The 24468-nt window shown below is 73.1% G+C and carries 26 protein-coding genes, 1 tRNA gene and 1 riboswitch; of the genes, 17 read left to right on the top strand and 10 right to left on the bottom strand.

Features of this window, described 5'->3' with window-relative positions; genetic code table 11:
- Positions 1 to 82 precede the first annotated feature (82 nt).
- From dxs to IE109_RS33385, 4 genes are read left to right on the top strand one after another with little or no spacing between them, the layout of a single operon-like run.
- The gene (dxs, locus tag IE109_RS27485) at positions 83 to 1966 is read left to right on the top strand and encodes a 1-deoxy-D-xylulose-5-phosphate synthase (protein ID WP_189554052.1); all 1884 of its coding nucleotides are present in this window, start codon (positions 83 to 85) and stop codon (positions 1964 to 1966) included.
- A complete protein-coding gene (locus IE109_RS27480; protein ID WP_189554051.1) occupies positions 1963 to 3348 on the top strand; it encodes an aspartate aminotransferase family protein in 1386 nt (461 codons plus the stop codon). The genes dxs and IE109_RS27480 overlap by 4 nt, the downstream gene beginning before the upstream one ends.
- A 57-nt stretch (positions 3349 to 3405) precedes the next feature.
- A complete protein-coding gene (locus IE109_RS27475) occupies positions 3406 to 4056 on the top strand; it encodes an XRE family transcriptional regulator (RefSeq protein ID WP_189554050.1) in 651 nt (216 codons plus the stop codon).
- 19 nt (positions 4057 to 4075) lie between these two features.
- Positions 4076 to 4192 carry a DUF6126 family protein gene (locus IE109_RS33385; protein ID WP_229891604.1) on the top strand — a complete coding sequence of 39 codons (117 nt, stop codon included), beginning with the start codon at positions 4076 to 4078 and terminating at the stop codon, positions 4190 to 4192.
- Positions 4193 to 4211: 19 nt separating this feature from the next.
- Here IE109_RS33385 and IE109_RS27470 read toward each other — a convergent pair whose 3' ends face one another.
- Positions 4212 to 5024 carry a tyrosine-protein phosphatase gene (locus tag IE109_RS27470; RefSeq protein ID WP_189554049.1) on the bottom strand — a complete coding sequence of 271 codons (813 nt, stop codon included), beginning with the start codon at positions 5022 to 5024 and terminating at the stop codon, positions 4212 to 4214.
- 644 nt (positions 5025 to 5668) lie between these two features.
- Positions 5669 to 5829: riboswitch (cyclic di-AMP (ydaO/yuaA leader) on the top strand.
- 2 nt (positions 5830 to 5831) lie between these two features.
- Between IE109_RS27470 and IE109_RS27465 the strand changes: the two genes are divergently transcribed.
- Both IE109_RS27465 and IE109_RS27460 read left to right on the top strand, forming a co-directional pair.
- A complete protein-coding gene (locus IE109_RS27465; RefSeq protein WP_189554048.1) occupies positions 5832 to 6731 on the top strand; it encodes a M23 family metallopeptidase in 900 nt (299 codons plus the stop codon).
- A gap of 157 nt (positions 6732 to 6888) precedes the next feature.
- The gene (locus tag IE109_RS27460; RefSeq protein ID WP_189554047.1) at positions 6889 to 7683 is read left to right on the top strand and encodes an SGNH/GDSL hydrolase family protein; all 795 of its coding nucleotides are present in this window, start codon (positions 6889 to 6891) and stop codon (positions 7681 to 7683) included.
- Positions 7684 to 7699: 16 nt separating this feature from the next.
- Here the strand turns inward: IE109_RS27460 and IE109_RS27455 are convergent, their stop codons facing one another.
- On the bottom strand, positions 7700 to 8401 hold the full coding sequence (locus IE109_RS27455; RefSeq protein ID WP_189554046.1) for a TetR/AcrR family transcriptional regulator: 702 nt from the start codon (positions 8399 to 8401) through the stop codon (positions 7700 to 7702).
- A 280-nt stretch (positions 8402 to 8681) separates the two neighbouring features.
- Here IE109_RS27455 and IE109_RS27450 point away from each other — a divergent pair, with 280 nt between their 5' ends.
- The 6 genes from IE109_RS27450 to IE109_RS27425 all read left to right on the top strand — a co-directional run bounded on the left by IE109_RS27450 (position 8682) and on the right by IE109_RS27425 (position 14081).
- Positions 8682 to 9878, top strand: coding sequence for an MBL fold metallo-hydrolase (locus tag IE109_RS27450; RefSeq protein ID WP_229891603.1), 1197 nt, complete (start codon positions 8682 to 8684; stop codon positions 9876 to 9878).
- Positions 9879 to 10254: 376 nt separating this feature from the next.
- Positions 10255 to 12045 carry an ATP-binding protein gene (locus IE109_RS27445; RefSeq protein WP_189554045.1) on the top strand — a complete coding sequence of 597 codons (1791 nt, stop codon included), beginning with the start codon at positions 10255 to 10257 and terminating at the stop codon, positions 12043 to 12045.
- Positions 12046 to 12050: 5 nt separating this feature from the next.
- On the top strand, positions 12051 to 12485 hold the full coding sequence (locus tag IE109_RS27440) for a roadblock/LC7 domain-containing protein (RefSeq protein ID WP_189554044.1): 435 nt from the start codon (positions 12051 to 12053) through the stop codon (positions 12483 to 12485).
- Positions 12486 to 12488: 3 nt separating this feature from the next.
- Positions 12489 to 12860 (top strand): DUF742 domain-containing protein, encoded by a 372-nt coding sequence (locus tag IE109_RS27435; protein ID WP_189554043.1) that lies wholly within the window; start codon positions 12489 to 12491, stop codon positions 12858 to 12860.
- Positions 12838 to 13512, top strand: a complete 675-nt coding sequence (locus IE109_RS27430) for a GTP-binding protein (protein ID WP_189554042.1) — start codon at positions 12838 to 12840, stop codon at positions 13510 to 13512. Before IE109_RS27435 ends, IE109_RS27430 begins: the two co-directional genes overlap by 23 nt.
- Entirely contained in the window at positions 13509 to 14081 is a 573-nt protein-coding gene (locus tag IE109_RS27425) for a GAF domain-containing protein (protein ID WP_189554041.1), read from the top strand. Before IE109_RS27430 ends, IE109_RS27425 begins: the two co-directional genes overlap by 4 nt.
- Positions 14082 to 14204: 123 nt before the next feature.
- Here the strand turns inward: IE109_RS27425 and IE109_RS27420 are convergent, their stop codons facing one another.
- A complete protein-coding gene (locus tag IE109_RS27420; protein ID WP_189554040.1) occupies positions 14205 to 15401 on the bottom strand; it encodes an acyl-CoA dehydrogenase family protein in 1197 nt (398 codons plus the stop codon).
- Between the two features lie 605 nt (positions 15402 to 16006).
- Between IE109_RS27420 and IE109_RS27415 the strand changes: the two genes are divergently transcribed.
- Both IE109_RS27415 and IE109_RS27410 read left to right on the top strand, forming a co-directional pair.
- The gene (locus IE109_RS27415; RefSeq protein ID WP_189554039.1) at positions 16007 to 16897 is read left to right on the top strand and encodes an alpha/beta fold hydrolase; all 891 of its coding nucleotides are present in this window, start codon (positions 16007 to 16009) and stop codon (positions 16895 to 16897) included.
- A gap of 109 nt (positions 16898 to 17006) precedes the next feature.
- Complete coding sequence (locus IE109_RS27410; RefSeq protein ID WP_189554038.1) at positions 17007 to 17465, top strand: carboxymuconolactone decarboxylase family protein; 459 nt, start codon at positions 17007 to 17009, stop codon at positions 17463 to 17465.
- Positions 17466 to 17801: 336 nt separating this feature from the next.
- On the opposite strand, the gene IE109_RS27405 is transcribed toward IE109_RS27410, so the two are convergent.
- From IE109_RS27405 to IE109_RS27395, 3 genes are read right to left on the bottom strand one after another with little or no spacing between them, the layout of a single operon-like run.
- On the bottom strand, positions 17802 to 18215 hold the full coding sequence (locus IE109_RS27405; RefSeq protein ID WP_189554037.1) for a VOC family protein: 414 nt from the start codon (positions 18213 to 18215) through the stop codon (positions 17802 to 17804).
- Between the two features lie 48 nt (positions 18216 to 18263).
- Positions 18264 to 19163: a transketolase family protein gene (locus IE109_RS27400; RefSeq protein ID WP_189554036.1), complete on the bottom strand. Its 900-nt coding sequence runs from the start codon at positions 19161 to 19163 to the stop codon at positions 18264 to 18266.
- A gap of 13 nt (positions 19164 to 19176) precedes the next feature.
- Entirely contained in the window at positions 19177 to 19827 is a 651-nt protein-coding gene (locus IE109_RS27395; protein WP_229891608.1) for a thiamine pyrophosphate-binding protein, read from the bottom strand.
- Between the two features lie 268 nt (positions 19828 to 20095).
- Here IE109_RS27395 and IE109_RS27390 point away from each other — a divergent pair.
- The 3 genes from IE109_RS27390 (at position 20096) to IE109_RS27380 (ending at position 21822) form a co-directional block, all read left to right on the top strand.
- Positions 20096 to 20169, top strand: a tRNA-Pro gene (locus IE109_RS27390).
- Positions 20170 to 20283: 114 nt separating this feature from the next.
- Positions 20284 to 21168 carry an aminoglycoside phosphotransferase family protein gene (locus IE109_RS27385; protein WP_189554034.1) on the top strand — a complete coding sequence of 295 codons (885 nt, stop codon included), beginning with the start codon at positions 20284 to 20286 and terminating at the stop codon, positions 21166 to 21168.
- Positions 21169 to 21363: 195 nt separating this feature from the next.
- Positions 21364 to 21822, top strand: a complete 459-nt coding sequence (locus IE109_RS27380) for a nuclear transport factor 2 family protein (protein ID WP_189554033.1) — start codon at positions 21364 to 21366, stop codon at positions 21820 to 21822.
- 58 nt (positions 21823 to 21880) lie between these two features.
- Here IE109_RS27380 and IE109_RS27375 read toward each other — a convergent pair whose 3' ends face one another.
- Genes IE109_RS27375 through IE109_RS27360 form a run of 4 tightly spaced genes read right to left on the bottom strand, consistent with a single transcriptional unit; the run spans position 21881 to position 24339 of the window.
- Positions 21881 to 22021: a hypothetical protein gene (locus IE109_RS27375; protein WP_189554060.1), complete on the bottom strand. Its 141-nt coding sequence runs from the start codon at positions 22019 to 22021 to the stop codon at positions 21881 to 21883.
- Positions 22022 to 22042: 21 nt separating this feature from the next.
- The gene (locus IE109_RS27370) at positions 22043 to 22972 is read right to left on the bottom strand and encodes an MBL fold metallo-hydrolase (protein ID WP_229891602.1); all 930 of its coding nucleotides are present in this window, start codon (positions 22970 to 22972) and stop codon (positions 22043 to 22045) included.
- On the bottom strand, positions 22969 to 23505 hold the full coding sequence (locus IE109_RS27365) for a flavin reductase family protein (protein ID WP_189554032.1): 537 nt from the start codon (positions 23503 to 23505) through the stop codon (positions 22969 to 22971). The genes IE109_RS27370 and IE109_RS27365 overlap by 4 nt, the downstream gene beginning before the upstream one ends.
- Before the next feature lie 48 nt (positions 23506 to 23553).
- Entirely contained in the window at positions 23554 to 24339 is a 786-nt protein-coding gene (locus IE109_RS27360; RefSeq protein WP_189554031.1) for an SDR family NAD(P)-dependent oxidoreductase, read from the bottom strand.
- Positions 24340 to 24468: the final 129 nt, after the last annotated feature.

The following is a 24468-nucleotide window of genomic DNA, read 5'->3' as shown; positions in this document are numbered from 1 at the left end:
GGAGCAGATGGAGAAGGACGGCGTGATGTCCGGAGAGCCCGCCGTCACCGTCAGCTGACCCGTAGCAGAGAGGGGCCCGAGCGTGACGATTCTCGAAATCATCCGGGGACCGCGCGACCTCAAGGCGCTTGACGGCGCACAGCTCGGCCGGCTGGCCGACGAGATCCGGGAGTTCCTGATCCACGCCGTCGCCCGGACCGGCGGCCACCTCGGCCCCAACCTGGGCGTCGTGGAACTCACCATCGCCCTGCACCGCGTCTTCGACTCGCCCGCCGACCGCATCCTGTGGGACACCGGCCACCAGAGCTACGTCCACAAACTGCTCACCGGCCGGCAGGACTTCTCCAAGCTCCGCGGCAAGGGCGGCCTGTCCGGCTACCCCTCGCGTGAGGAGTCCGGGCACGACGTCGTCGAGAACTCCCACGCCTCCACCGCGCTGGGCTGGGCCGACGGCCTGGCCAAGGCCCGCGACCTGCGCGGCGGCGACGAACACGTGGTCGCCGTCACCGGCGACGGCGCGCTGACCGGCGGCATGGCGTGGGAGGCGCTGAACAACATCGCCGCCGCCAAGGACCGCCCCCTCATCATCGTCGTCAACGACAACGAACGCTCCTACGCGCCCACGATCGGCGGCCTCGCCTGGCACCTCTCCACCCTCCGCACCACCGACGGCTACGAGCGCTTCCTCGCCTGGGGCAAGGAGGTCCTCCAGCACACGCCCGTCATCGGACCGCCGCTGTACGGGTCGCTGCACGGCGCCAAGAAGGGCTTCAAGGACTTCATCGCGCCCCAGGGCATGTTCGAGGACCTCGGACTGAAGTACGTCGGCCCCGTCGACGGCCACGACATCGCGGCCGTCGAGGCGGCGCTGCGCCGCGCGAAACGTTTCCACGGGCCGGTTCTCGTCCACTGCCTGACCCAGAAGGGCCGCGGCTACGGGCCCGCCCTGGAGGACGAGGCCGACCGGTTCCACGCGGTCGGCGCCATGGACCCGCTGACCTGCGCGCCGCTCGCGCCACCGGCCGGCCCGTCCTGGACGTCCGTGTTCGGCGAGGCGATGGTGCGGATCGGGGCCGAGCGCCCGGACGTCGTCGCCCTCACCGCCGCGATGCTGCACCCGGTCGGGCTGACCGGGTTCGCCGAGCGGTTCCCCGACCGGGTGTGGGACGTCGGCATCGCCGAGCAGCACGCCGCCGTCTGCGCGGCCGGGCTCGCGACCGGCGGCCTCCACCCCGTGGTGGCCGTCTACGCCACGTTCCTCAACCGCGCCTTCGACCAGGTGCTGATGGACGTGGCCCTGCACCGGTGCGGGGTCACCTTCGTCCTCGACCGGGCGGGCGTCACCGGCGTGGACGGCCCCTCCCACAACGGCGTGTGGGACCTGTCCCTCCTCCAGGCCGTCCCCGGCCTGCGGATCGCCGCGCCCCGCGACGCCGACCAGCTGCGCGCCCAGCTGCGTGAGGCGGTCGACGTCCGGGACGCGCCGACCGTGCTGCGTTTCCCCAAGGAGCCGGTGGGGCCCCGCGTACCGGCCGTCGGGCGGATCGGCGGCATGGACGTCCTGCACCGGGCGGACGGCACCCCCGAGGTGCTGCTCGTCGCCGTCGGCGTCATGGCGTCCGTCTGCCTCGGGGTGGCCGGCCTGCTCGCGGAGCGCGGCATCGGCTGCACCGTCGTCGACCCGCGCTGGGTCAAGCCCGTCGACGAGCGGCTCGTCCCGCTGGCCGACGACCACCGGCTCGTCGCCGTCGTCGAGGACAACAGCCGCAACGGCGGCGTCGGCTGGGCCGTCGGGCAGGCGCTGCGGGACGCCGGGACCGACGTACCGCTGCGGACCTTCGGCGTGCCCGAGCAGTTCCTGGCTCACGCCAAGCGCGGCGAGGTGCTGGCCGACATCGGGCTCACCCCGGTGGAGATCGCGGGACGGATCAGCGCAGCGCTGGCAGGCGAGGAGAGCGACGCATGAGCAAGAAGTTCGATCTGTCGGCACTGCTCGCCGAGCGGGGCGGCGAGGGCTACGAGCTGCACGCCCGCCACCTCAACCCGCAACTGCCGCGGATGCTCCGCACGATCGGCTTCGACAAGGTCTACGAGAGCGCCGAAGGGGCCTACTTCCGGGACGCCGACGGCAACGACTACCTCGACATGCTCGCCGGCTTCGGCGTCATGGGCCTGGGCCGGCACCACCCCGTCGTGCGCAAGGCCCTGCACGACGTGCTCGACGCGGAGCTCGCCGACCTCACCCGCTTCGACTGCCCGCCCCTTCCCGGACTGCTCGCCGAGAAACTGCTGGCGTACTCGCCGCACCTGGACCGGGTCTTCTTCTCCAACAGCGGCACCGAGGCGGTGGAGACCGCGCTGAAGTTCGCCCGGTACGCCACCGGCAGGCCGCGCGTCCTGTACTGCTCGCACGCCTTCCACGGCCTGACCACCGGCTCCCTCTCGGTCAACGGGGAGAGCTGCTTCCGCGACGGCTTCGACCCGCTGCTGCCCGACACCGCGATCGGCCTGGGCGACCTGGCGGCGCTGGAGCGGGAACTGGGGCGGGGCGACGTGGCCGCTCTCATCGTCGAGCCGATCCAGGGCAAAGGCGTCCACGAGAGCCCGCCGGGGTTCCTGCGCGCCGCACAGGAGCTGCTGCACAAGCACAAGGCGCTGCTGATCGCCGACGAGGTCCAGACCGGCCTCGGCAGGACCGGCGCCTTCTACGCCCACCAGCACGAGGACGGCGTCGAGCCGGACCTGGTGTGCGTGGCCAAGGCGCTCTCGGGCGGCTACGTGCCGGTGGGCGCCACCCTGGGGAAGGACTGGATCTTCAAGAAGGTGTACTCGGCGATGGACCGGGTGCTCGTCCACTCCGCCAGCTTCGGGGCGAACGCGCAGGCGATGGCGGCCGGGCTCGCCGTCCTGTCGGCGCTGGAGGACGAGGAGGTCGTGGCGAACGCCCGGACGACGGGCGAGCTGCTGAAGACACGGCTCACCGGGCTCGTCGACCGCTACGAGATGCTGCGCGAGGTGCGCGGCCGCGGCCTGATGATCGGCATCGAGTTCGGCCGCCCGTCGTCCCTGGGCCTGCGCAGCCGGTGGGCCATGCTCCAGGCGGCCCGCAAGGGCCTCTTCGCGCAGATGGTCGTGGTCCCGCTGCTGCAACGGCACCGCATCCTCACCCAGGTCTCCGGCGACCGGCTGGAGGTCATCAAGCTGATCCCGCCGCTGATCATCGGGGAGCGGGAGGTGGACCGCTTCGTGGCGGCGTTCACGGCGGTGATGGACGAGGCCCACAGCGGCGGCGGTCTGATCTGGGACTTCGGCCGGACCTTGGTGAAACAGGCGGTCGGCAACCGGTGACTTTGCCTCAGGGGTAAGAAATTTGCCCCGGAGGAAAGGGCGTGGCGCAATGAGCGCATGAGCACTCCCGCCGAGACGCCGTCCGGTTCCGGGGCCGCCGGCCCCGAGCCCGAGGGCGAGCCCGCCGCGGCGTTGCCGGACGTCGCGCCGCAGCTGCGCGCCCTGCGGCGGCGCCGCGGCCTCACCCTGGAGGCCGCCGCGCAGCGGGCCGGGCTCTCCCCGGCCCATCTGTCACGGTTGGAGACCGGTCGCCGCCAGCCCTCGCTGCCCATGCTGCTCGGGCTGGCCCGTATCTACGGTACGACCGTCTCCGAGCTGCTGGGCGAGGTGACCCCGGAGCGCGACCCCGTCGTGCGCGGCGGTCTGGCCGAGCCCGCCGAGGCGGACGGCTGGGTCTACCGCCAGGCCGGCGGCCCCGGGCGGGCGATGCAGGCGCTGCGCGTGCAGGTGCCGTACGCCACGCGGAGCGACCTGGTGCGGGTCCACCCGGGCGAGGAGTGGCTGTACGTCCTCGACGGCCGGGTGCGCCTGGCTCTCGGGGAGGCCGTCCACGTCCTCGACCCCGGGGACAGCGCGCACTTCGACTCGCTGACCCCGCACCGCATCGCCGCGGCCACCCGCGGCGGGGCGGAGCTGCTGTTCGTCCACACCCTCATGCAGAGCGCCGCGGCCGACCTGTGCCTCGGTGCGGGCGCCCACCGGCGCTGACCCCGATCGGAGAGATCGCATGTCCTACGAAGGGAAGTTCCCCAGGGGACTCGTCGTCCGGCTCTTCGCCTACCTGGTGGCCGGCCACCTCTTCGCGGCCTTCCTCTACCTGCTGTTCGCGCTCGGGGCCGAGTAGGCCCGGCGGGCGGGCCGGGTCAGTTCTCGTCGAGCAGGCGCGCGCGCAGGCGCTCGCGGGTCTCGGGGCCGAGCTTCAGCCCCTCGGTCAGGTAGCGCTCGGTCGAACCCCAGGTCTCCTCGATCGTCGAGAACGCCGCCGCCAGGTAGTCGATGCGCGCCTCGAAGAGCGGGCTGAGCAGCTCCATGACCTCGGGCGACATACCGGCGGGGGAGCTGTCGCTGCGGCGCACCTTGTAGCGGCGGCGCGGATCGTTGGACTTCAGGTAGTCCTCCTCGATCGCCTCCCGCTCGACGCCGACCGCCAGCAGGGACACCGCTATGGACAGGCCCGCCCTGTCCTTGCCGGCCGCGCAGTGCATCAGGGCCGGGACGCTGTCCTCCGCCAGGGCGTGCAGCACCCGGCTGTGCTCGGCGGTGCGCTCCTTGATGATCATGCGGTACGAGGCCGTCATCCGGGCCGCCGCCTTGCCGTCGTCGAGGATCGCCCGCAGCTGGTCGAGGTCGCCGTCGCGGACCATGGTCCAGAACTCCGCGCCGTCGGCCGGGTCGGAGAGCGGGATGTTGACGTTCCGCACGCCGGGCAGCTCGACGTCCGGGCCCTCCAGTCGCTGGTCGGCGGCGTTGCGGAAGTCGAAGATCGTGTGCAGGCCCAGACCCGCCAGGAAGGCCGCGTCCTCGCCCGTCGCGTGCGCGAGGTGGCCGCTGCGGTACAGCCTGCCGTGGCGCACCCGCCGGCCGTCCACCGTCGGAAGCCCACCGACGTCACGGAAGTTGCGCACTCCGGTCAGCTCGGGCTCGATCGACGGGACCTGCGGCAGCTGCTGCGTCACGGGGGCTCCTCCGTGTCTGCGGTCGGCGTCGGCCGCCGACGATGTCGCGGTCCGACGATACGACATTGGTTCTCCGCGCAATCAATCTCCGTGCGCCTCGCACATGCGTTGCCCTTCCCGGAGGCCGGGCGCACGGCGGGGCGGGCCGCGGGCGCCGGCCGTACCTCTGATCAGGCCGGTGGGGGAGGGGTGTACGAGGCGGTCGTGGCGCTTGTGATCTTGCGAGCCCCCGTGGGGGATTAAGACCCTTTGCGACTGCTGTGTACATGTGCGTCCGATAAATCCGTAAAGCCGGAAAGCTGGATGGCTCTCTTCAGAAGCTATTGAGGGTACTCGTCAGGTCTCGTCAAGGAATGAGCATTCTGTCCGAATTGGCACTTTAGGGATAACCTGCACGCGTGGGGCGGGAGGTGTCGCGGGGTCACGTGAGCAGCGTCATAACCGTGACCGTCCGTGGCGGCGGACGCCGCGTCAATTCCGCGCGCAGAACGGGAATTCATGATCCCTAATCCACGGAGGGTGACCGGAATTCGGATGCCATCAGGGCATCGGGAATGGCGACGGGAAAGCAGCGGCTTGTTCACGCCGACCCGGTTCGCTTACGGTCACGGCAATCCGACCGGACCGCCGAATCCTGCCACCGGTCGGAATTCGCACCCACTCACGCGTGGCAGGAGCGGGGGACCCAGGTAAGTCGCCGTCCCGGAATTCCGGGACGGCTCGGGGTGAAGTCGCGTCACGACGCGGCCGGGCAACTCCAGTCCGAACCCGACAGCTCACCTCGCAGGCGCCGGAGAGGAAACAGCCATGCCCGCGAAGGGTAAGCACCGCCGTCCCAAGTCCACCGCCATCACGCGTGGTTTCGTCGCCGCCGGAACGGGTGGCGCCGCCATCGCCCTCCCGCTGCTCGGCGCCACCGGCGCCCACGCCGCCGCCCCGGCCGCCGCGCCGCAGCAGGCCGTCACCGCCGCGCACACCGCCGTCCCGGCCGCCGCCCCGCAGAAGGCCGCGCCGCGCACGTACACGGTCGTCGCGGGCGATCACCTCTCCAAGATCGCGAAGAACAAGAACGTCAAGGGCGGCTGGCAGAAGCTCTACCAGGACAACCGCCAGGTCATCGGCGAGGACCCCTCGCTGATCCTCCCGGGCATGAAGCTCACCCTCGGCGCCAAGTCCACGGCCGCTCCGAAGAAGGCCGCCCCGGCCGCCGCGAAGGCCGAAGAGGCCCGCGCCGAGAGCCGCGCCACCCGCTCCGCCGCGAAGACCGCCGCCCCGGCCGAGGCCGCCCCGCGGACCACCGGCTCGGGCTTCACCGCCCCGGTCGACGCCGGCGTCACCACCCCGTACCGGGCCTCCGGCTCCAGCTGGTCCTCCGGCTACCACACGGGCGTGGACTTCTCCGCCTCCTCCGGCACCACCGTCAAGGCCGTCGGCCCGGGCACCGTCGTGTCGGCCGGCTGGAGCGGCGCGTACGGCAACGAGGTCGTCATCCAGCACGCCGACGGCAACTACTCGCAGTACGCCCACCTCTCCTCGCTGTCCGTCTCCTCGGGCCAGACCGTGAGCGGTGGCCAGCAGATCGGCCTGTCCGGCTCCACCGGCAACTCCACCGGCCCGCACCTGCACTTCGAGATCCGGACGAGCCCCGGCTACGGCTCGGACATCGACCCGCTGGCCTACCTCCGCCAGCACGGCGTCTCTATCTGACGCCCTCGCGCGTGAGCGCTCCGCCCGGCACCGTGCCCCGGTGCCGGGCGGAGGTGTATTCCGGCTTGGGGGAATCTTGACCGGTGGCAAAGATCACCCCTCGTCAACCCCTCTTACGGTCGCGTAGGTCACATCGCCGGGTGAAAGATGTGCTTCCGTGGCAGACGATTCGACATTCAGAGGCAGTGACGTATTCGGGTCGTACGCGGCGATCGGTGACAGCTTCACCGAGGGCGTCGGAGACCCGGGCCCCGACGGGGGGTTCGTCGGCTGGGCGGACCGCCTCGCGGTGCTGCTCGCCGACCGGCTCCCGGACCCCGAGGAGTTCCGGTACGCCAACCTCGCCGTACGCGGGCGGCTCCTCGACCAGATCGTGGCGGAGCAGGTCCCGCGGGCCAAGGAACTCGCCCCCGACCTGGTGACCTTCTGCGCGGGCGGCAACGACATCATCCGCCCCGGCAGCGACCCGGACGACGTGGCCGAGCGCTTCGAGCGCGCCGTGGCCGACCTGACGTCCGTCGTCGGCACGGTCCTGGTGACGACCGGGTTCGACACCCGGGCGATGCCCGTGCTCCGCCGGCTGCGCGGCAAGATCGCCACGTACAACGGTCATGTGCGCGCGATCGCCGACCGGTACGGCTGCCCGGTGCTGGACCTGTGGTCCCTCAGGACCGTGCAGGACATGCGCGCCTGGGACCACGACCGGCTGCACCTGTCGCCCGAGGGCCACACGCGCGTCGCGCTGCGGGCCGGGCAGGTCCTGGGCGTCGACGTCCCCGCGGACCCCGACCAGCCCTGGCCGCCGCTGCCGCCGCGCGGCACCCTCGAGGTGCGCCGCGACGACATCCACTGGGCCCGCGAGTACCTCGTCCCGTGGATCGGCCGCCGGCTGCGCGGTGAGTCCTCCGGCGACCACGTCTCGGCCAAGCGCCCGGACCTGCTGCCGCTGTAGCCGGGCGGCGCCGCGGTCAGGCGCGGGACGTGCCCGGACCGGCGGGGGTGTCCGGGCCGGCGGGGGACGTGCCCGGACCGGCGGGGGTGTCCGGGCCGGCGGGGGTGTCCCGGCCGGCGGGCGGGCCCGCGAGGCCGATCTCCCGGGCGAGGGCCTCGTCCGCCCAGGCCAGCATGGCGGCGCGGTTGAAGGGCGCGGCGTACGCGGTCATCTGGACGGCGAGGCCGTCCAGGAACGCCGTCAGCCGCCAGGCCGCCGCGACCGGGTCCTCGCAGCGGAACTCGCCCGCCGCCGTCCCCTCCGCGATGACCTCGGTCAGCGCGGCCTTCCACCGGCGGTCGAGGTCCTGGGCGACGTCCCGCAGCGCGGGCTCGCGCAGGGCCGCCGCCCAGCTCTCGATCCACAGGCGCCACCCCTTGGCCCGGCCCGTCGGGGCGTACCAGTGCACGGCCGCCCGCAGTCGGCGGACCGCCGTCGTCCGGCGGCCCAGCAGCCGCCGCAGGTGCGCGAGGTCGCCCTCGGCGGCGTGCGCGAAGGCGGCCGCGACGAGCCTCTCCTTGGTCGAGAAGTGGTACAGCACCAGCGCGTTGCTCACGCCCAGGGCGGACGCCACGTCGGCGATCCGCACCGCCGCCACGCCCCGCGCCTCGATCTGCTCGACCGCGGCCCGCAGGAGTTCCTCCCGCCGCTCGGCCACGCTCAACCGCACTCTGCCCACGCCGCCACCCTAGGCCGTCGGGCCGGCGCCGGGCACCCGTTCCGCACCGCCCCCGCCGCACACCGGGCCGCCCCGGCGCCGACCGCCGTACCGGACCCCGCCGTACCGATCCCGGCGCCGCCTCCCGCGCCCGCCTCCCGTGGGGCCCCGTGTGGTCTCCGCGCCGCGTCCCGCGCCGTTTCCCCTTCGGCCCCGTGCCGGAGGGCCGTCGTCACGGCCCCGGTCCGGCGCTGTCACACCCCCCGCCCATAATGGAGGGACCCTCACCCCTGGAGGACCCGTGAGCAGCACCGGCGTACCGCACCAGCTCCGCTCCCGCTTGCGCTCCCTGCGGCCCGCCGACTTCGGCGCGGACGCCACCGGAGAGCGGATGGAGCGGATCCGCCGCTCGCCGAACTTCGCCGACGGCGCGTTCCGCAATCCCGTGGGGACCGAGCACAGGCCGTCCGGCTCCTCGATGGAGTTCGCGAAGACCTACTTCGAGAAGGAGTCACGGGCGCGCCGGGCCCCGTCCGGCCCCATCCCCGTGCACCCCACCACCGTCGCCGACCTCGCCCGCCCGCCGGCCACCGGCCTGCGGCTGACCTGGATCGGGCACTCCAGCGTGCTGGTGGAGATCGACGGCCACCGCGTCCTCTTCGACCCGGTGTGGGGCGAGCGCTGCTCCCCGTTCTCCTTCGCCGGCCCCAAGCGGCTGCACCCCGTCCCGCTGTCGCTCGCCGCCCTCGGGCCGGTCGACGTCGTCGTCATCTCCCACGACCACTACGACCACCTCGACCTCCCGACCATCCGCGCCCTGGCCGCCACGGACACCCTCTTCGCCGTACCGCTCGGCGTCGGCGCGCACCTGGAGCACTGGGGCGTGCCGGCGTCCCGGCTGCGGGAGCTGGACTGGAACGAGGCGACGCGGATCGGCGACCTGCGGCTGACCGCCACCCCGGCCCGCCACTTCTGCGGCCGGGGGCTGCGCAACCAGCAGCACACCCTGTGGGCGTCCTGGGTCGTCGCGGGCCCCGAGCACCGCGTCTACCACAGCGGCGACACCGGCTACTTCGAGGGTTTCCGCGACATCGGCGCCGAGCACGGGCCGTTCGACGCGACCATGATCCAGATCGGCGCGTACAGCGCGTACTGGCCCGACATCCACATGACCCCGGCCGAAGGTCTGCGAGCCCACCTCGACCTTCAGGGCTCCACGCCGCACGGCGTGCTGCTGCCCATCCACTGGGGCACCTTCAACCTCGCCCCGCACGCGTGGGCGGAGCCGGGGGAGTGGACCAGGGACGCGGCGGGGGAGGCCGGGCAGAAGGTGGCGCTCCCCGTGCCGGGGCAGCCCTTCGAGCCCGCCGGGACGGTCCCGGGCGGCCCCTGGTGGCGGGCGGTCTCGCGGCCCATCGCGCGTCCGTGGCGCCGCCCCGAGGCCGCCGGACCCGCTCCCGGCGTCCGGGGCGACCTGGACCTCGCCGGCGAGCGGTGACCCGGCCCGGCTTCTGACGCCCCGCCCCGGCCGCCGGAGCGCGCCGCCGCGTCCTCGCGCGCCCCGGGGCGGGGCCCGGGCTGCGCCTGGGCGGGGCCTGACCGGGAGACGGTGCTGCCCGGGAACGCGGCGTATCCGCGCGGGAGCCGCCGTCGCGTTATCGGGCGGCCGTGCGAGCCCTCATACCAGAGCGGGACGCCTGGCGGGCAAGTTTGTCAACTGAGCATCGCTCAGTACGTTATGACGACTACTGTGTGTTGCCGGTGATCAACGGCGGGCTCATGTGGCGCAGGGCGCCCCCGCCGCGACATCGAGCCCGAACGCCCGTTCAGTACGCCGAATCCTGTTCCTGGGGCCCCACGTACCAAGGACGCTGATGTCTCAACTACGCGCACCCGCCGCGCGGCCGGACCGCCGTGAAGGCGGGCGGCACGGCCGGCCAGGCGCCCGTTCCCTGTCGTACACCGGCAGGTCACGTACGTCCTCCTCCTCGCCGGAAATCCGCATACGCCCCCAACTCCAGCGCGTCGCCGTGCTGCCGCCCGTCGTGGTGGCCCTCGGCGGTGCGGCGGCCGTGCTCTTCACGGTCCGCTCCACCGGAGCCGCCCCGTCCCCCGCGCTGTGGGCCGCGCTCACCGCGTCCGCGGCGCTCGCCGTCGCCGCCGTCGCCGCGGCCCTGCTGGGTGCCAACCGCGCGGCCACGGCCGTACGGGACCGCTGCGACACCCTGCGGCGGCGCAGCGCGCACGGGCAGAACGAACTGCGGGCCCTGGTCGAGCAACTGCGCCGCGGGGAACGGCCGCCCGCCCGCCAGGGCGCTCCGCTGCCGCCCGCCGGCGGTGACGAGTTCGACCAGCTGGCGCAGGAACTGACGCGCGCCCACGAGGTCGCCGTGACGACCGTGGTCCAGGCGTCCCGGCTGTCGAGCAGCGTCGGCAACGAACAGAAGGTCGAGGTCTTCGTCAACCTCGCCCGGCGCCTCCAGTCCCTGGTGCACCGCGAGATCCAGCTCCTCGACGAGCTGGAGAACGAGGTCGAGGACCCGGAACTGCTCAAGGGCCTGTTCCACATCGACCACCTGGCCACCCGCATCCGCCGGCACGCCGAGAACCTCGCCGTCCTCGGCGGGGCCATCTCCCGCCGCCAGTGGTCCAACCCGGTCACCATGACGGAGGTGCTCCGCTCCGCCATCGCGGAGGTCGAGCACTACCCGAGGGTCAAGCTGGTGCCGCCGATCGACGGCACCCTGCGCGGCCACGCGGTGGCCGACGTCATCCACCTCCTCGCCGAGCTGGTCGAGAACGCCACGCTCTTCTCCGCGCCGCACACCCCGGTGATGCTGCGGGCGCAGTACGTGACGGCCGGGCTGGCCGTCGAGGTGGAGGACCGGGGCCTGGGGATGTCGGTGGCCGAGCAGAGCAGGATGAACGCCCTGCTCACCGACCCCGACCAGGTCAACGTGGCGCACCTGCTCCAGGACGGCCGGATCGGGCTGTTCGTCGTGTCGGCGCTCGCCCGCAGGCACGGCATCGCCGTACGCCTCCAGTCCAACATCTACGGCGGCGTGCAGGCCGTGCTGGTTCTTCCCCAAGGACTGCTCGGCGCCGACCCCGACGGGCTGTCGCCCGCCGAACGGCAGGCCGCGCTGCAGGCGGGACAGGCTCCGCTCCCCCGGGAGACACCCGAGCCGGCACCCGAACAGCGGCCGCGGCCGGCACCCGAGGGAGCGCACGGGCCGGGACGTCACGCCGTTCCCCCGCCGCACCCGCCCGGCGAGGTCACCCCTCCCGAGCCCGTGCACCGCAAGCCGGTCCACGCGGCCACCGCCCCGCCGACGATCCCCCACCAGCACGGCGGCGGCGCGCCCCTGCCCGTACGCGGAGAACGGTCCGGGCGGCCGAACCCCGCGGCGGCGCCGCCCGGCGCCCCGGACCGCCCCCAACTGCCCAGGCGCCGGGCGCAGGAGCACCTGGTACCGCAGCTGAGGGACGCGCCCGCCCCGCGCCGGAACGACGACGACGCCCTGCACGACCCGGGCCTGATGGCGGCCTTCCGGCGCGGCATCGGCCTGGCCGAGTCCATGCCCTCGGTGTCCCGGGACGGACACCGTCCCGAACACCCGGGCCATCCGGAACCGCACCGACACGACGAAGCGCACAAGGAGTAGATGCAATGGCGAGCGATGTGCCGACCGGCCATTCCTCGGATCTCGACTGGCTGCTCGGCGGCCTGGTCCAGCGGGTGCCCCACACCCGCAGCGCGGTTCTGCTCTCCTCGGACGGGCTGGTGAAATCGGTGCACGGGCTCGACCCGGACAGCGCCGACCACATGGCGGCCCTGGCGTCCGGGCTGTACTCCCTGGGCCGCAGCGCCGGCAGCCGCTTCGGCGACGACGGCGAGGTCCGCCAGGTGGTCGTCGAACTCGAGACCACCCTCCTGTTCGTCTCCACCGCCGGCTCCGGCACCTGCCTGGCGGTGCTCGCCGGGCGGGAGACGGACGCCGCGGTCCTCGGGTACGAGATGACGATGCTGGTCAAGAGCGTCCGGCCCTATCTGGTCACGCCGGCCAGACAAGCGGCGGCGGCGCCGGGCGGCCCGGGACGCTGACCCGTGGCGCGCCGACAGGACGGGCCGTGGCTCGACGACGCGGCGGGCCGGCTGGTCCGCCCGTACACGGTGAGCGGCGGCCGGACCCGCCCGACGGCGGCGCTGGACCTGCTCTCGCTGGTGATGGCCACCGGGTCGGTGCCCCAGACGCACCTCGGCCCCGAGCACGCCCTGGCGCTGGGGCTGTGCGACGGGCCGACCTCGGTGGCCGAAGTCGCGGCGCACTTACGGTTGCCCGCCGTGGTCACCAAAGTGCTGCTCTCGGACCTCGTGGACTGCGGGGCGCTGACCGCGCGGGCGCCCCGCTTCCACGACACCCCCACCGACCGTTCCTTGCTGGAGGCAGTGCTCGATGGCCTACGACGACGGCTCTGAGGACCGACCTGTGGACCGAGCGGTGGACCGAGCCGTGGACCGGCCCGCGGACCGGGCCGCGGACCAGGACGCTTTCCCCACCGCCCTGAAGATCCTCATCGCGGGCGGCTTCGGGGTCGGCAAGACGACCTTCGTGGGAGCGGTCAGCGAGATCGAACCACTGAGCACGGAGGAACTGCTCACCACGGTGAGTGCCGCGACCGACAGTCTCGAGGGCGTGGAACACAAGACCACCACGACCGTCGCCATGGACTTCGGCCGCATCGGCCTCGACGACCGGCATGTGCTCTACCTCTTCGGCACGCCCGGCCAGGAACGCTTCTGGTTCATGTGGGACGAACTGTCCGAGGGCGCCCTCGGAGCGGTGGTCCTCGCCGACACCCGGCGCCTCCAGGCGTCCTTCTCGGCGGTGGACTTCTTCGAACGGCGCGGCATCCGCTTCCTGGTCGCCGTCAACCGGTTCGACGGCTCCTACCACTACGAGCCGGAGGAGGTACGGGCGGCGATCGACCTCAAGCCGGAGGTGCCGGTCGTGCTGTGCGACGCCCGGATCGTTAGCTCCGGGATCCAGACCCTGGTCACCCTTGTCCAGCACCTGCTGGACACCTACCCGGCCCCGGCCCCGGCGCCGAGCCACGGAGCACCGACATGACCTATGACCCCACCGGCCACCTGCTCCTCACCCCCGTCGACCGGGAGGCCCCGCTGCGCGTGCGGCGGCTGCGGCAGCTCGGCATCGGGGAGCACCCCGACCCCGACTTCGACGCGTTCGCCGCGAGGCTCGCCAAGGTGACCGGCGCGCCCTACTCGATGGTCAACTTCATCGACGAGAACCAGCAGTTCTTCGCCGGCCTGCACACCCCGAACGGCACCCACTCGGCCGAGCGGCTCAGCGCCACGGCCGCCGCGAGCGGCGGCGTCAGCCGGTACATGGCCCGCGACCACGGCTACTGCCCGCACGTGGTGGTACGGCGCAAGGCGCTGGTGCTGGAGGACGTCTGCGACTACCCGCGGTTCGCCGGGAACCCGGTCGTCGACGAGATCGGCATCCGCTCCTACCTGGGCGCGCCCCTCATCGACCGTACGGGCACGGCGCTCGGCACGATCTGCGTGGTCGACACCGAGCCCCGGCCGTGGGGACGGCCGGGGCTGGAGACCATCAAGTCGCTCGACGCCGAGCTGGTGGAGCAGATCCACCGTCGTGAGGACGGCCGCCTGTGACACGTCCCGTGCCACGGACGCCGCCACGCACCCCGATGACACGTCCCGTGCCACGGGCCCCGTGACGCCCTCCGGGAGGGCCTCTCGCGCCTCCGGAGGGCGTCACGCGCGCCGGCGGGCCCGCTAGAGGGCCGGTTCCATCCGTACGACGTCGGCGAGCCGCTCGGACCACTGCCCCTTCGCGGTGCCCAGCGCGGCCTCGGCGAGCCGGAGCAGCTGGATGTCGGAGGTGCCGGCCGGGGCGAAGATGTGGTGGGCGTCGCGCAGGTAGCGTTCGATGGGCCGGTCCGTGAACAGCCCGGCCGCGGCGTGGATCTCCATGGCGTTGCGCGCCGAGTCCAGCGCCGACTCGACGTTGATGAGCTTGGCGTTCATCAGCTCGGCGTCGCAGGGCATCCCCTCGTCGAGCAGGTGCACGGCGTGGTAGGCGGTGAGCCGGGCGGTCATCAGCCGGGACTGGATACGGCCCAGCTTGAGCTTCACGGACGGCAGTTCGTGCAGGGGGTTGCCGTACCGGTGCCGCTCCGCGCAGAAGCGCGTGGTCTCCTCCAGGATCGCCCGGTGCAGGCCGAGCGACACGGCGGTGAGGTTGGGCCGTCCGTAGAGCACGCTGGAGGAGTACGCGACCGCCAGCCCGTCGCCCTCGTCACCGAGCCGATTGGCCGCCGGGACACGGCAGTTGTCGAAGACGAGCTCTCCGAAGCCGAAGCCGTGCAGCCCCATGGTGGGTTTCTGGTCACCCACCCGGACGCCCGGCCGGTCGGCCTCCACCAGGAAGGCCGTCAGCCCCCCGGAGCCCGGTCCGGTCCGTACGACGACGCCGTGCAGGTCGCCGATGTGGCTGTTGCCGACGTACACCTTCCGGCCGTTCAACAGATAGTCGTCGCCGTCCCGTACGGCGGTGGCGCTCATGCCCAGGACATGGCCGCCCGACTCGGGCTCGGTGACCGCTATGGTCGGCAGGCATTCACCCGCCGCGATGGCAGGCAACCAGGTCTTCCGCTGCTCGTCGCTGCCGAAGTGGACGATCTTCGCGGCTCCGAGCTGGGACGCCTGCACCATGGCCCCCATGGCGGCGCTGACCCGGGACAACTCCTCGATGATGATCGTCTTGGCCAGGTGGCCGGCGCCCATCCCGCCGTGGTCCCTGCTGATCGTCGCGCCCAGCCAGCCCTGCCGGGCGATGAGCCGGGACAGCTCGCGGTGCACCGAGCGCCCCGCTTCCATGGCCGGTATCAGCGGCCGGACCTCGCTCTCGGCGAAGTGCCTGACACGGCCCCGGAGTTGATGATGCAGTCGTTGTGCGAAGTACCCGTCCATGCGAGCCCTCCTCTGCGAAACGCCTGCTCGCGCGGTTGTTCGAGCAGATGGTGCATCGGCAGTGGTCCCGCCCGGAACGGGCCGGCCACCTCAATGGTGTTGATCACTCAGGAACGCTTCAATGCGGTCGTCAACTCTGGCCGGAAGGCGTCTGGTCGGCGTGTGGGGGATCTCCGTACGCCGCGTCGGTCGCTGTCCGGTCCTATCCGAAGGGCATTCCCTCAGCGCTTCTTTCTGCCACATGCCAAAGGCATCGGTTTCGTGCGCATATGGCTCCGGCGTCCCGGCTCTGACCTCATGAATGCACAGGTGCCTCACCGGTACACATCTGCCGGATCGATTCCGCGTGGATGTCGACCGAAAAGCTTCCGTACGTGAGCGGGAACTGCGCCCCTCGGAGGCTCTGTGTGCGCCGCTCCGCCCCGGTGGCGCCGGGCGGAGCGGCGCGTCGGTGTACCGGCCGGTGTGCCCCGCGTGCCGCGGGGGGTCATGGCGCACGCCGGGGAGTGCGGCCGGACGACGAGCGCCGGGCTTCTGCCGGGCCGCGCGCCGTCCGGCCGCGCGGCGCCTTCCCCGCGAATGCCGTGCCGGGGGATGCTGAAGCGATGTTCGAACATTTCGAAGAAACGTTTGTCGATACGGGAGAAGCGTCGATCTTCGTCCGTCGCGGGGGTGACGGCCCCCCGGTCCTCCTCCTGCACGGACACCCCCGGACGTCCGCCACCTGGCACCGGGTCGCCCCGCTCCTGGTCGAGCGCGGCTTCACCGTCGTCTGCCCCGACCTGCGCGGCTACGGCCGCTCGCGCGGCCCGGCACCCACCGCCGACCACGCCGCCCACTCGAAACGCGCGGTCGCCCACGACATGGTGCGGGTGATGCGCGCCCTGGGCCACACCCGGTTCCACCTCGCCGGGCACGACCGCGGCGCCCCGGTCGCCCTCCGCCTCACGCTCGACCACCCCGAACCCGTGCTGCGCGTGGCCTTCCTGGACGGCCTCCCGCTCACCGAGCACCTGGCCCGCGCCGACGCGCGGTTCGCGACCCGGTGGTGGCACTGGTTCTTCTTCGCCCAGCCCGACATCCCGGAGCGCGTCATCACCGCGGACCCGGACAGCTGGTACCGGGGCGACCCGCGGACCATGGGCCGGGAGAACCACGACGAGTGGCGGGCGGCGACCAGGAACCCCGAGGTGGTCCGCGCCATGCTGGAGGACTACCGCGCCGGACTCACCGTCGACGCGCGCCACGAGGAGGCCGACAAGGCCGCCGGAAGGCGGGTGAGCCGGCCCGCGCTGATCCTCTGGTCACTGCGGGACGATCTCGAGGAGCTGTACGGCGACCCGGTGGAGATCTGGCGCGACTGGGCCGACGACGTCCGCGGCCACGGCATCGATTCCGGGCACCACGTCGCCGAGGAGGCCCCCGAGGTCCTCGCCGCCGACCTGGCGGACTTCTTCCGGCCGGGCGACCCGCCCCGCCCCGGCGAGCGCCGGTGAGGTGAGGCGCGTCACAACTGCCGTGCCGGGCCGGTCCGATGTCACGTTCCCGCGCCCCCGGTCCGTCGGAGAGGTGAAGGACCACACGACGGAACGAGGGAGAACACCCATGAAGGCTCGGATGACCAACCCGGCCCGCGTCATTCCCGAGGTCATGCCCGCCATCCAGGACCTGATCAAGGCGGTGAGGAAGGGAGGCGTGCCGGAGACCGTCCTGGAGCTCGTCCACCTGAGGGCCAGCCAGATCAACGGCTGCGGTTTCTGCGTGGACCTCGGCGCGCGCGAGGCCAGGAAGAACGGCGTGAGCGACGAGCAGCTGCACACGGTGGCCGCCTGGCGCGAGGCCCCCTACTTCAGCGACGCCGAGCGCGCCGCGCTGGCGCTCGCCGAGGCGGCCACCCGGCTCGCCGACTCGTCGGACCCGGTACCGGACGCCGTCTGGGACGAGGCCGCCGACCACTTCGACGAGCGGCAGCTCGCGGCGATCATCCTCTGGGTCGCCACGACCAACTTCTTCAACCGGATCAACGTCACCGTCAAGCAACCGGCGGGTGTGACCGGCTGGTGACACCGGCCGCGCCCCGGCCGGCCGCACGGTGGCACGACCGGGGCGCGGTGGGCGGGACGACCGGGCCGGCGGGGCGGGGCCGGCGGAGCGGGGCCGGCAAAGCGCCCGGGACCCTCGCCGGTGGTGGGCCGCCCGGCCGGCGCCTGGTCACGCCCGATGGCGTACGCGGCCGGGCGGCCGACCCCCGCCCGCGGCGGCGGACGGGACCGCCCCCGGCGCGGCCCGTCGGGCTCCGCCGGGGCCGGCCCGGTCCACGCGCTGTTCCGGCGCCTGGCGGCGCGACCGAGCCCGGACGTGCGTCCTGGCCACGTCGCGAGGCCAGGGCCGAAGCACGGCCTACTGGTCGCGCTCGGGCCAGATGAGGCCCTGATCGGTCCAGACGACACCCTTGTTGCGGCAGAGGCAGAAGGGGTGGCCGACGGGGTCGGCGTAGACGCGGAAGCCGTAGCCGTTGGGGCCGACGCAGTCCCGCTGCAGGGTCGCGCCGAGGGCCAGAACGCGGCGCTGTTCGGCCTCGATGTCGTCGACTTCGAAGTCGAGGTGGAACTGCTTGGGGTGCTCGCTGTCGGGCCACCGCGGGGCGCGGTAGTCCTCCACCTGGATGAAGGCCAGTTCGATCTCGCCGAACCGGATACCGGCCCAGTTCTCGTTACTGCCCTCCTTGACCGGGAGCCCCGTCACCTCGGAGTAGAAGGCCGCCAGCTTCATCGTATCCGGGCAATCGATGATGAAGTCGGTTAGTCGTAGCATTCCGCGATCTTGCCACAAGCTCCGATGAGCCGGATTCCCGGAAAGGCCCTAGCGGCGCAGGAACGCGCCGACGCGGTCGCGCAGGGAGCGCGGGTCGAGGCCGTGCGCGGCCAGGTGCTCGTCCACCCGGCCGTAGCGGCGCAGCTCCCGCCGGGCCACGCCCAGGCCGAGCACCCGGTGCGGGAGGTCCACGAGGGCCTCGGCCACCGCTGCCGTCGAGGTGCCGGCGAGGTACGGCTCGACGAGCACCACGTCGGCCGTGCCGGCGCCGGCGACCGCGTGCCGCACGGTCGCGCCGTCGAAGGGGCGCACCGTCGTGGCGTACAGGACCGTGACGTCCAGGCCCTCGGTCGCCGCCAGGACGTTGTCGAGCATGGGGCCCACCGCCACCACCACGCCCGTCCGGCCCTCACGGACGGTGAGGAACCGGTCGCCCGTGACGGCCCGCGCCTCCCCGTTCGCCTGCAGCGAGAGCCGCACGTACACCTTGTCGTCCCCCGCGACGGCGTGCCGCAGCAGCGCCTCCGCCTCGTCCGGGTGCCCGGGGACGTGCACCGTCCAGCCGTCCAGCGTGTCCAGCAGGGCCACGTCACCGGGAGACATGTGGGTGAAGCCGCCGGCCGGCCAGTCGTAGGACGCTCCGGCGCTCACCAGGACGCCGCCGACGCCCTGGTGGCCGAGGTCCAGCTTCACCTGCTCGAACGGGCGCTCCACCAGGAAGCTCGCGAAGGTGTGCATCACCGGCCGCATCCCCGCGAGAGCCAGTCCGCCGCCCACCCCGATGAGCAGCTGCTCCCTGATCCCGACATTGATCACGCGGCCCGGGTGCCGTTCCTCCGCCCGCCGGAAGCCGTCGCGGCTGATCTCGGCGAGGACGAGCGCCAGGCGCGGGTCCTCGTCCAGCAGCCGGCTCGTCGTCGCGATGAAACGGTCGCGCATCGTGTCCATGAGTGTTCTCCCCCTACGCGTTCTTGGGCTCGACCCGGGCCACCACGGCCCTGGGACGTCCCGGGTGGGGGCGGGTGAACGCGGCGTACAGCGCCTCGTGGTCCCGCCCGTCGACCGCCTGTGCCGACCAGCCGGCCGCCTCGAACCGGGCGACGATCCCGCCCGGCCGGGCGAAGCTCGCCGACGCGTTGTCGATCACCAGCGTGTGCAGCTGCTCCAGTCCGGCCGGGCCCGCGTACGCGATCGCCTCGTGGTTGCTGCCCTCGTCCAGCTCCGCGTCCCCGACCAGCACCCACACCCGCGGGTCGGTGAGCCCCCGGGCCCGCAGCCCGAGCACGCTGCCCACCGCCAGCGGCAGCCCGTGCCCCAGCGATCCGCTGCCGATCTCGGCCCCCGGCACCAGCAGCCGGTCCGGGTGGTGGCCCAGCGGCGAGTCGTACGACCCGAAGCCCGGCAGCAGGTCCCCGGACAGGAACCCCTTGGCGGCCAGCACGGCGTAGTACGCCATCGGGCCGTGCCCCTTCGACAGCAGGAACCTGTCCCGCCCCGGCGCGTCGGCGGTGGCCGGCGACACCCGCAGCACCCGGTCGTACAGCACCCACAGCGCGTCCAGCGTGGACGTGGCGGCCGGCCCGTGCTTCTCGTCGCCGGTCATCAGGGACATCAGCCGGCGCAGCTCCCGCAGGTCGTCCCGCGGGTCCTTCCGCAGGTCGTCCCGCGGGTCCTTCCGCGGGTCCTTCCGCAGGTCGTCCCGCGGACCGCCGGGGGCGCGGCCCCTCGCGGCGTTCTCAACCGTGTTCGTCATGCCACCGATCGTGCGACGTCAAGCGCGCTCGAGGTCAAGCGGCAAAGCGGTTCGTGATCACCGGCAGGAGTGCGGTATTGTTCTCGTGCACGCCAGGCCAGGGGGAAACCCCAGGTCAGACGGGCACCGGGACGTGGCGCAGCTTGGTAGCGCACTTGACTGGGGGTCAAGGGGTCGCAGGTTCAAATCCTGTCGTCCCGACTCGTGAGAGTCGTCGGCCAGGGGCCGTTTCAGAGCGATCTGGAACGGCCCCTGGCCGTTTTCCGGGCCCGCATCCCCCGGACCCCTGGACGTACGGCGACCGGAGGACGCCCGATGGACACCCCCACGGCCACCGGTGACGCGCGGGAACGGGCCTGGCGGGCGCGGCTGCCCGCCCTGGTCGGGGAGCTGCTCGCCCGGTGGGGGCTGGAGCGGGACGGCGCCGACGCTTCCGGCGAGGCGTCCCTGGTGGTGCCGGTGCGGCGCGCGGACGGCACCCCGGCCGCGCTCAAGCTCCAGAGGCCCCGCGAGGAGACGACCGCCGCGCTGATCGGGCTGCGGGCGTGGAACGGCGACGGCATCGTGCGGTTGCTCGACCACGACCCCCGGAGCAGCGCCATGCTGCTGGAACGCCTGGACGGCTCCCGCACCCTGGCGTCCGTCGAGGACGACGACGCGGCCATGCGCACGCTGGCCGGCCTGCTGGCCCGCCTGCACTCCGTCCCGGCCCCCGGGGGGCTGCGCGGCCTCGGCGGGATCGCCCGCGACATGCTGGCGACCGCGCCGGCGGCCCTGGTCGCGCTGCCGGACCCGGACGACCGGCGGCGGCTGCGCGGATGGGCCTCGGCCGTCGCCGAGCTGGTGGGCGAGCCCGGCGACCGGATGCTGCACTGGGATCTGCACTACGGGAACGTGCTGGCCGGCGGGCGCGAGCCCTGGCTGGCCATCGACCCCGAACCCCTCGTCGGCGACCCGGGCTTCGACCTGTGGCCGGCCCTGGACAGCGGCTGGGAGCGGATCGCCACCGCCGGCGACGTCGCCGGGGCGGTGCGGCGCCGCTTCGACCTGCTGACCGAGGCACTCGGCCTGGACCGCGAGCGCGCGGCCGGCTGGACCCTGGGCCGGCTGCTGCAGAACACGCTGTGGGACATCGAGGACGGGCGGACCGCGATCGACCCCTCGCAGATCGTGGTGGCCGAGGCGCTGTCGTACCGCTGAACGGGGCCGCGCCCCCATGATGGCCCGCGCCCCCGTGACGGCCGGACGGGCGGTGCCCGGCCCACCCGCGAACGGCTCCGGCCGGACGCCGGGGCGGACGGTTCCGAGCCGGTCTCCAGCGCCGCTGCAGGGCGAAACGGCAGGCTGGAAGCGATCGGCGCGGCCACCGGGCCGGCCGTCTCGAAGGGAGTATCCATGTCTCAGCCGGTCGGGACCCTGCCCACCCAGGTCACCGGTGACCTCTACGCCGAGGTGCAGACCTTCTACGCGCGGCAGATGCGGCGGGTCGACGCGCTCGACATCGAGGGCTTCGCCGACACCTTCACCGAGGACGGCGAGGTGGTGCACGCGGGCGGCCACCGGCAGCGCGGCCGGGCGGAGATGATCGCGGGCATGCGGGCCAGCCTGCCCCGCTACCAGGACATCGCCGTACGGCACTGGTTCGGCCACCTGATCATCGAGACCGACGATGCGGACGCCGACCTGCTGCGCGTGTCGTACTACACCCTCGTCACCCAGACCGACCGCGAGGGCAAGGTGAACTTCCAGCCCACCTTCACCGTCGAGGACGAGCTCGTCCGGCGCGACGGCCGGCTCCTGACCCGGTCGCGCGTCATCCACCGCGACACCCCGGCGGCACCGCCCGCCGCCTGAACGCGCGCATGGGAATGGGGCCCCCGGGAAGGGGCCCCATTCCCATGGAACCGGGCGGTCAGTCGATGCCCCGGCAGATGTGCGGCTCCACGTCGTCGTCCGCCTCGCCCGCCAGCAACAGCAGGGGTACCAGGAAGGCGTCATCGGGGACCGGCTCGTACGGTGTCCTCTCCCGGCGCTCCAACAGGCTCGTGACCATGTCCGTCTCCTCTCGGGTGTGTCAGGCGTGGCACGCGGGCAGCGCTCCGTGGAAGGCGACCATCTCCTGGAACGAGGTGAGCACGTCGATCCGCGCGCCCGGCGGCAGGCCGTCCAGCTCGGCGTACGCCCGGTGCAGGTTCCCCACCAGCCGCTCGGAGTCGACCAGCTCCTTGAACCGCCCGAGGTCGGCCCGGTGCGCCGCCTGGAGCGGGGTCAGCCCGTCGCGCACCCCCTCCTCCGCGAGCGACTGGAGCCAGCGCAGGTAGTCCTCCGTCTCGTCCAGCAACTCCGGCCCACCCACGGGCCCGTGGCCCGGCACGACCGTACGGGCGCCCAGGGCGCGCATCCGGTCCAGGGCCCGCAGCGACCCGCCGATGGAGCCGAAGAGCACGAACGGCGTGACGCCCGACCAGACCACGTCCCCGGTGAACAGCACCGACCGCTCCGGCACCCACGCCACCACGTCGTTGGCCGTGTGCGCCGGCCCGACGTGCAGCAGCTCGGTGCGCAGGTCGCCCGCGTACAGGGTGAGAGAGCCGCGGAACGTCAGCGTGGGCAGCACCAGGGGCGTCTCGCCCCACTCCACGCCGGGCCACAGCTGCCGCAGGCCCAGCCCCGCCTCCGCCGAGTCGGCGCGCGTCCCCTCGTGGGCGACCACCACGGCGCGCGGGGTGAACTGCCCGTTGCCGAAGGTGTGGTCGCCGTGGAAGTGGGTGTTGACGACGAAGTCGGCCCCGCCCGGCGCCACCCGCTCGACCTCCGCGCGCAGCCGCCGGGCACGCGCCTCGGTCGCGGCGGTGTCGACCAGGACCGTCCGGCCCTCACCGACGACCAGCCCGGCGTTGTTCAGGCACCACCCGCCGTCCGGCTGGACGAACGCGTACACCCCGTCCGCCACCTCCCGCAGCGAGCCCTCCCCGCCGGTCGGGGCCCCCGCCGCGGCGCTCACGCGGCCTCCGCCCGGGTCGCCTCCGGCAGCCGGGTGAAGCGGCCCCGGTGGAACACCAGCGGGTCGGGCTCACCCGGCCCGCCGGCCAGCGCCACCACCCGGCCGAGCAGCAGCGTGTGGTCACCGGCCTGGTACTGGGTGTCCAGCACGCATTCGAAGTACGCCTCGGCGGAGGGGATCACGGCGTTGCCGGTGACCCCCTCGACGGCGGCCAGCCGCAGCATCGCGGCCTGGCCCTCCGACCGGTCGGGGCGGCAGAACTCCTGGGCGAGGTCGCGCTGCGCCTCGGTGAGCACGTTCACCGCGAAGCTTCCCGCCCGCACCACCCGGGGGCGCATCCGGCCGTCGGCCTTGACCGACACGAGGATCAGCAGCGGGTCGAGCGACACCGAGGTGAGGCTATTGAGGGTGATCACGGCCGTGTCGTCGGCGCTGCCCTGGGTGAGCAGCGTGACACCGGTGGGAAACCGGCCCATCACGGACCGGAATACGGCCAGATCGGGCTCTGCGAGCATTGCGCCTGCAGCTGTCATGTTCGGGACTCCGTCTCTGTCGGCGCGGCATGGGTGGGGGACGGGCGGTCAGTAGTTGCCGAGTCCGCCGCAGACGTTCAGCGCCTGGGCGGTGATCGAGGCGGCGAGGTCGGAGGCGAGGTAGCCGACCAGCCCCGCGACCTCCTCGGGTGTGGAGTAGCGGCCGAGCGGGATCTTCGCGTTGAACTTCTCCTGGATCGCGTCCTCGCTCACGCCGTAGTGGCCCGCGTAGCCCTGACGGACGCGCTGCGCCATCGGCGTCTCGACGTATCCCGGGCAGACGGCGTTGACGGTGATGCCGCTCTTGGCGAGCTCCTTGCCCACCGCCTTGGTGAAGCCCACCACCCCGTGCTTCGAGGCCGAGTACGGCGCGGCGAGCTCCACGCCCTGCTTCCCTCCGGTGGAGGCGATGTTGATGATCCGGCCCCAGTCGCCGTCCCGCATCCGGCCGGTGCTGAGCACCTCGCGGGTGACCCGGAAGGTGCCGTTGAGGTTCGTCTCGATGACGTCGTCCCACACGGAGTCCGCCAGCTCGGCCGTGACGCCGCCGCCGCCCCGGCCGGCGTTGTTGACGAGGACGTCGATGCGCCCGTACGCCTCCACGGCGGAGCGGACGGCGGCGCGGATCTGGTCGAGGGAGGTCACGTCGCACACCGTGCCGTCGACCTCCAGGCCCTCCTCCCGCAGCCGCTTGACCATGGTGCGCACGCTCTCCTCACCGCGGGCCACCCCGAACACCGCCATGCCCTGCCGGGCCAGCAGCTCGGTGACGGCGAGGCCGATCCCGCTGGTCGCGCCGGTGACGAACGCCACCCGTCGTCCCGCCTGTGTCATGGTGCTCTCCCGTTCCCCTAGGTCGTGTGGTGCTGCTCTGGGTGGGGACGACCGTGACCGGGCAGCCTCGGGCGGCTCTCGACGTCGGGTGGAGGAGGGCCGGAGCGACGCCTTCGAGCGGTACTCGAC

It is taken from the genome of Streptomyces lavendofoliae, from assembly GCF_014649735.1.
In the GTDB taxonomy this organism is placed as follows: Bacteria; Actinomycetota; Actinomycetes; order Streptomycetales; family Streptomycetaceae; genus Streptomyces; species Streptomyces lavendofoliae.
This window is presented reverse-complemented; position numbering and strand designations above follow the sequence as displayed.

What these genes read in the sequence shown, in the direction of transcription:
- IE109_RS27480 (WP_189554051.1), top strand. Translation starts at nt 1,963, where the DNA reads ATGAGCAAGAAGTTCGATCTGTCGGCACTGCTCGCCGAGCGGGGCGGC.
- IE109_RS27475 (WP_189554050.1), top strand. Translation starts at nt 3,406, where the DNA reads ATGAGCACTCCCGCCGAGACGCCGTCCGGTTCCGGGGCCGCCGGCCCC.
- IE109_RS33385 (WP_229891604.1), top strand. Translation starts at nt 4,076, where the DNA reads ATGTCCTACGAAGGGAAGTTCCCCAGGGGACTCGTCGTCCGGCTCTTC.
- IE109_RS27465 (WP_189554048.1), top strand. Translation starts at nt 5,832, where the DNA reads ATGCCCGCGAAGGGTAAGCACCGCCGTCCCAAGTCCACCGCCATCACG.
- IE109_RS27445 (WP_189554045.1), top strand. Translation starts at nt 10,255, where the DNA reads ATGTCTCAACTACGCGCACCCGCCGCGCGGCCGGACCGCCGTGAAGGC.
- IE109_RS27440 (WP_189554044.1), top strand. Translation starts at nt 12,051, where the DNA reads ATGGCGAGCGATGTGCCGACCGGCCATTCCTCGGATCTCGACTGGCTG.
- IE109_RS27430 (WP_189554042.1), top strand. Translation starts at nt 12,838, where the DNA reads ATGGCCTACGACGACGGCTCTGAGGACCGACCTGTGGACCGAGCGGTG.
- IE109_RS27425 (WP_189554041.1), top strand. Translation starts at nt 13,509, where the DNA reads ATGACCTATGACCCCACCGGCCACCTGCTCCTCACCCCCGTCGACCGG.
- IE109_RS27420 (WP_189554040.1), bottom strand. Translation starts at nt 15,401, where the DNA reads ATGGACGGGTACTTCGCACAACGACTGCATCATCAACTCCGGGGCCGT.
- IE109_RS27415 (WP_189554039.1), top strand. Translation starts at nt 16,007, where the DNA reads ATGTTCGAACATTTCGAAGAAACGTTTGTCGATACGGGAGAAGCGTCG.
- IE109_RS27410 (WP_189554038.1), top strand. Translation starts at nt 17,007, where the DNA reads ATGAAGGCTCGGATGACCAACCCGGCCCGCGTCATTCCCGAGGTCATG.
- IE109_RS27405 (WP_189554037.1), bottom strand. Translation starts at nt 18,215, where the DNA reads ATGCTACGACTAACCGACTTCATCATCGATTGCCCGGATACGATGAAG.
- IE109_RS27400 (WP_189554036.1), bottom strand. Translation starts at nt 19,163, where the DNA reads ATGGACACGATGCGCGACCGTTTCATCGCGACGACGAGCCGGCTGCTG.
- IE109_RS27395 (WP_229891608.1), bottom strand. Translation starts at nt 19,827, where the DNA reads ATGTCCCTGATGACCGGCGACGAGAAGCACGGGCCGGCCGCCACGTCC.
- IE109_RS27385 (WP_189554034.1), top strand. Translation starts at nt 20,284, where the DNA reads ATGGACACCCCCACGGCCACCGGTGACGCGCGGGAACGGGCCTGGCGG.
- IE109_RS27380 (WP_189554033.1), top strand. Translation starts at nt 21,364, where the DNA reads ATGTCTCAGCCGGTCGGGACCCTGCCCACCCAGGTCACCGGTGACCTC.
- IE109_RS27375 (WP_189554060.1), bottom strand. Translation starts at nt 22,021, where the DNA reads ATGGTCACGAGCCTGTTGGAGCGCCGGGAGAGGACACCGTACGAGCCG.
- IE109_RS27365 (WP_189554032.1), bottom strand. Translation starts at nt 23,505, where the DNA reads ATGACAGCTGCAGGCGCAATGCTCGCAGAGCCCGATCTGGCCGTATTC.
- IE109_RS27360 (WP_189554031.1), bottom strand. Translation starts at nt 24,339, where the DNA reads ATGACACAGGCGGGACGACGGGTGGCGTTCGTCACCGGCGCGACCAGC.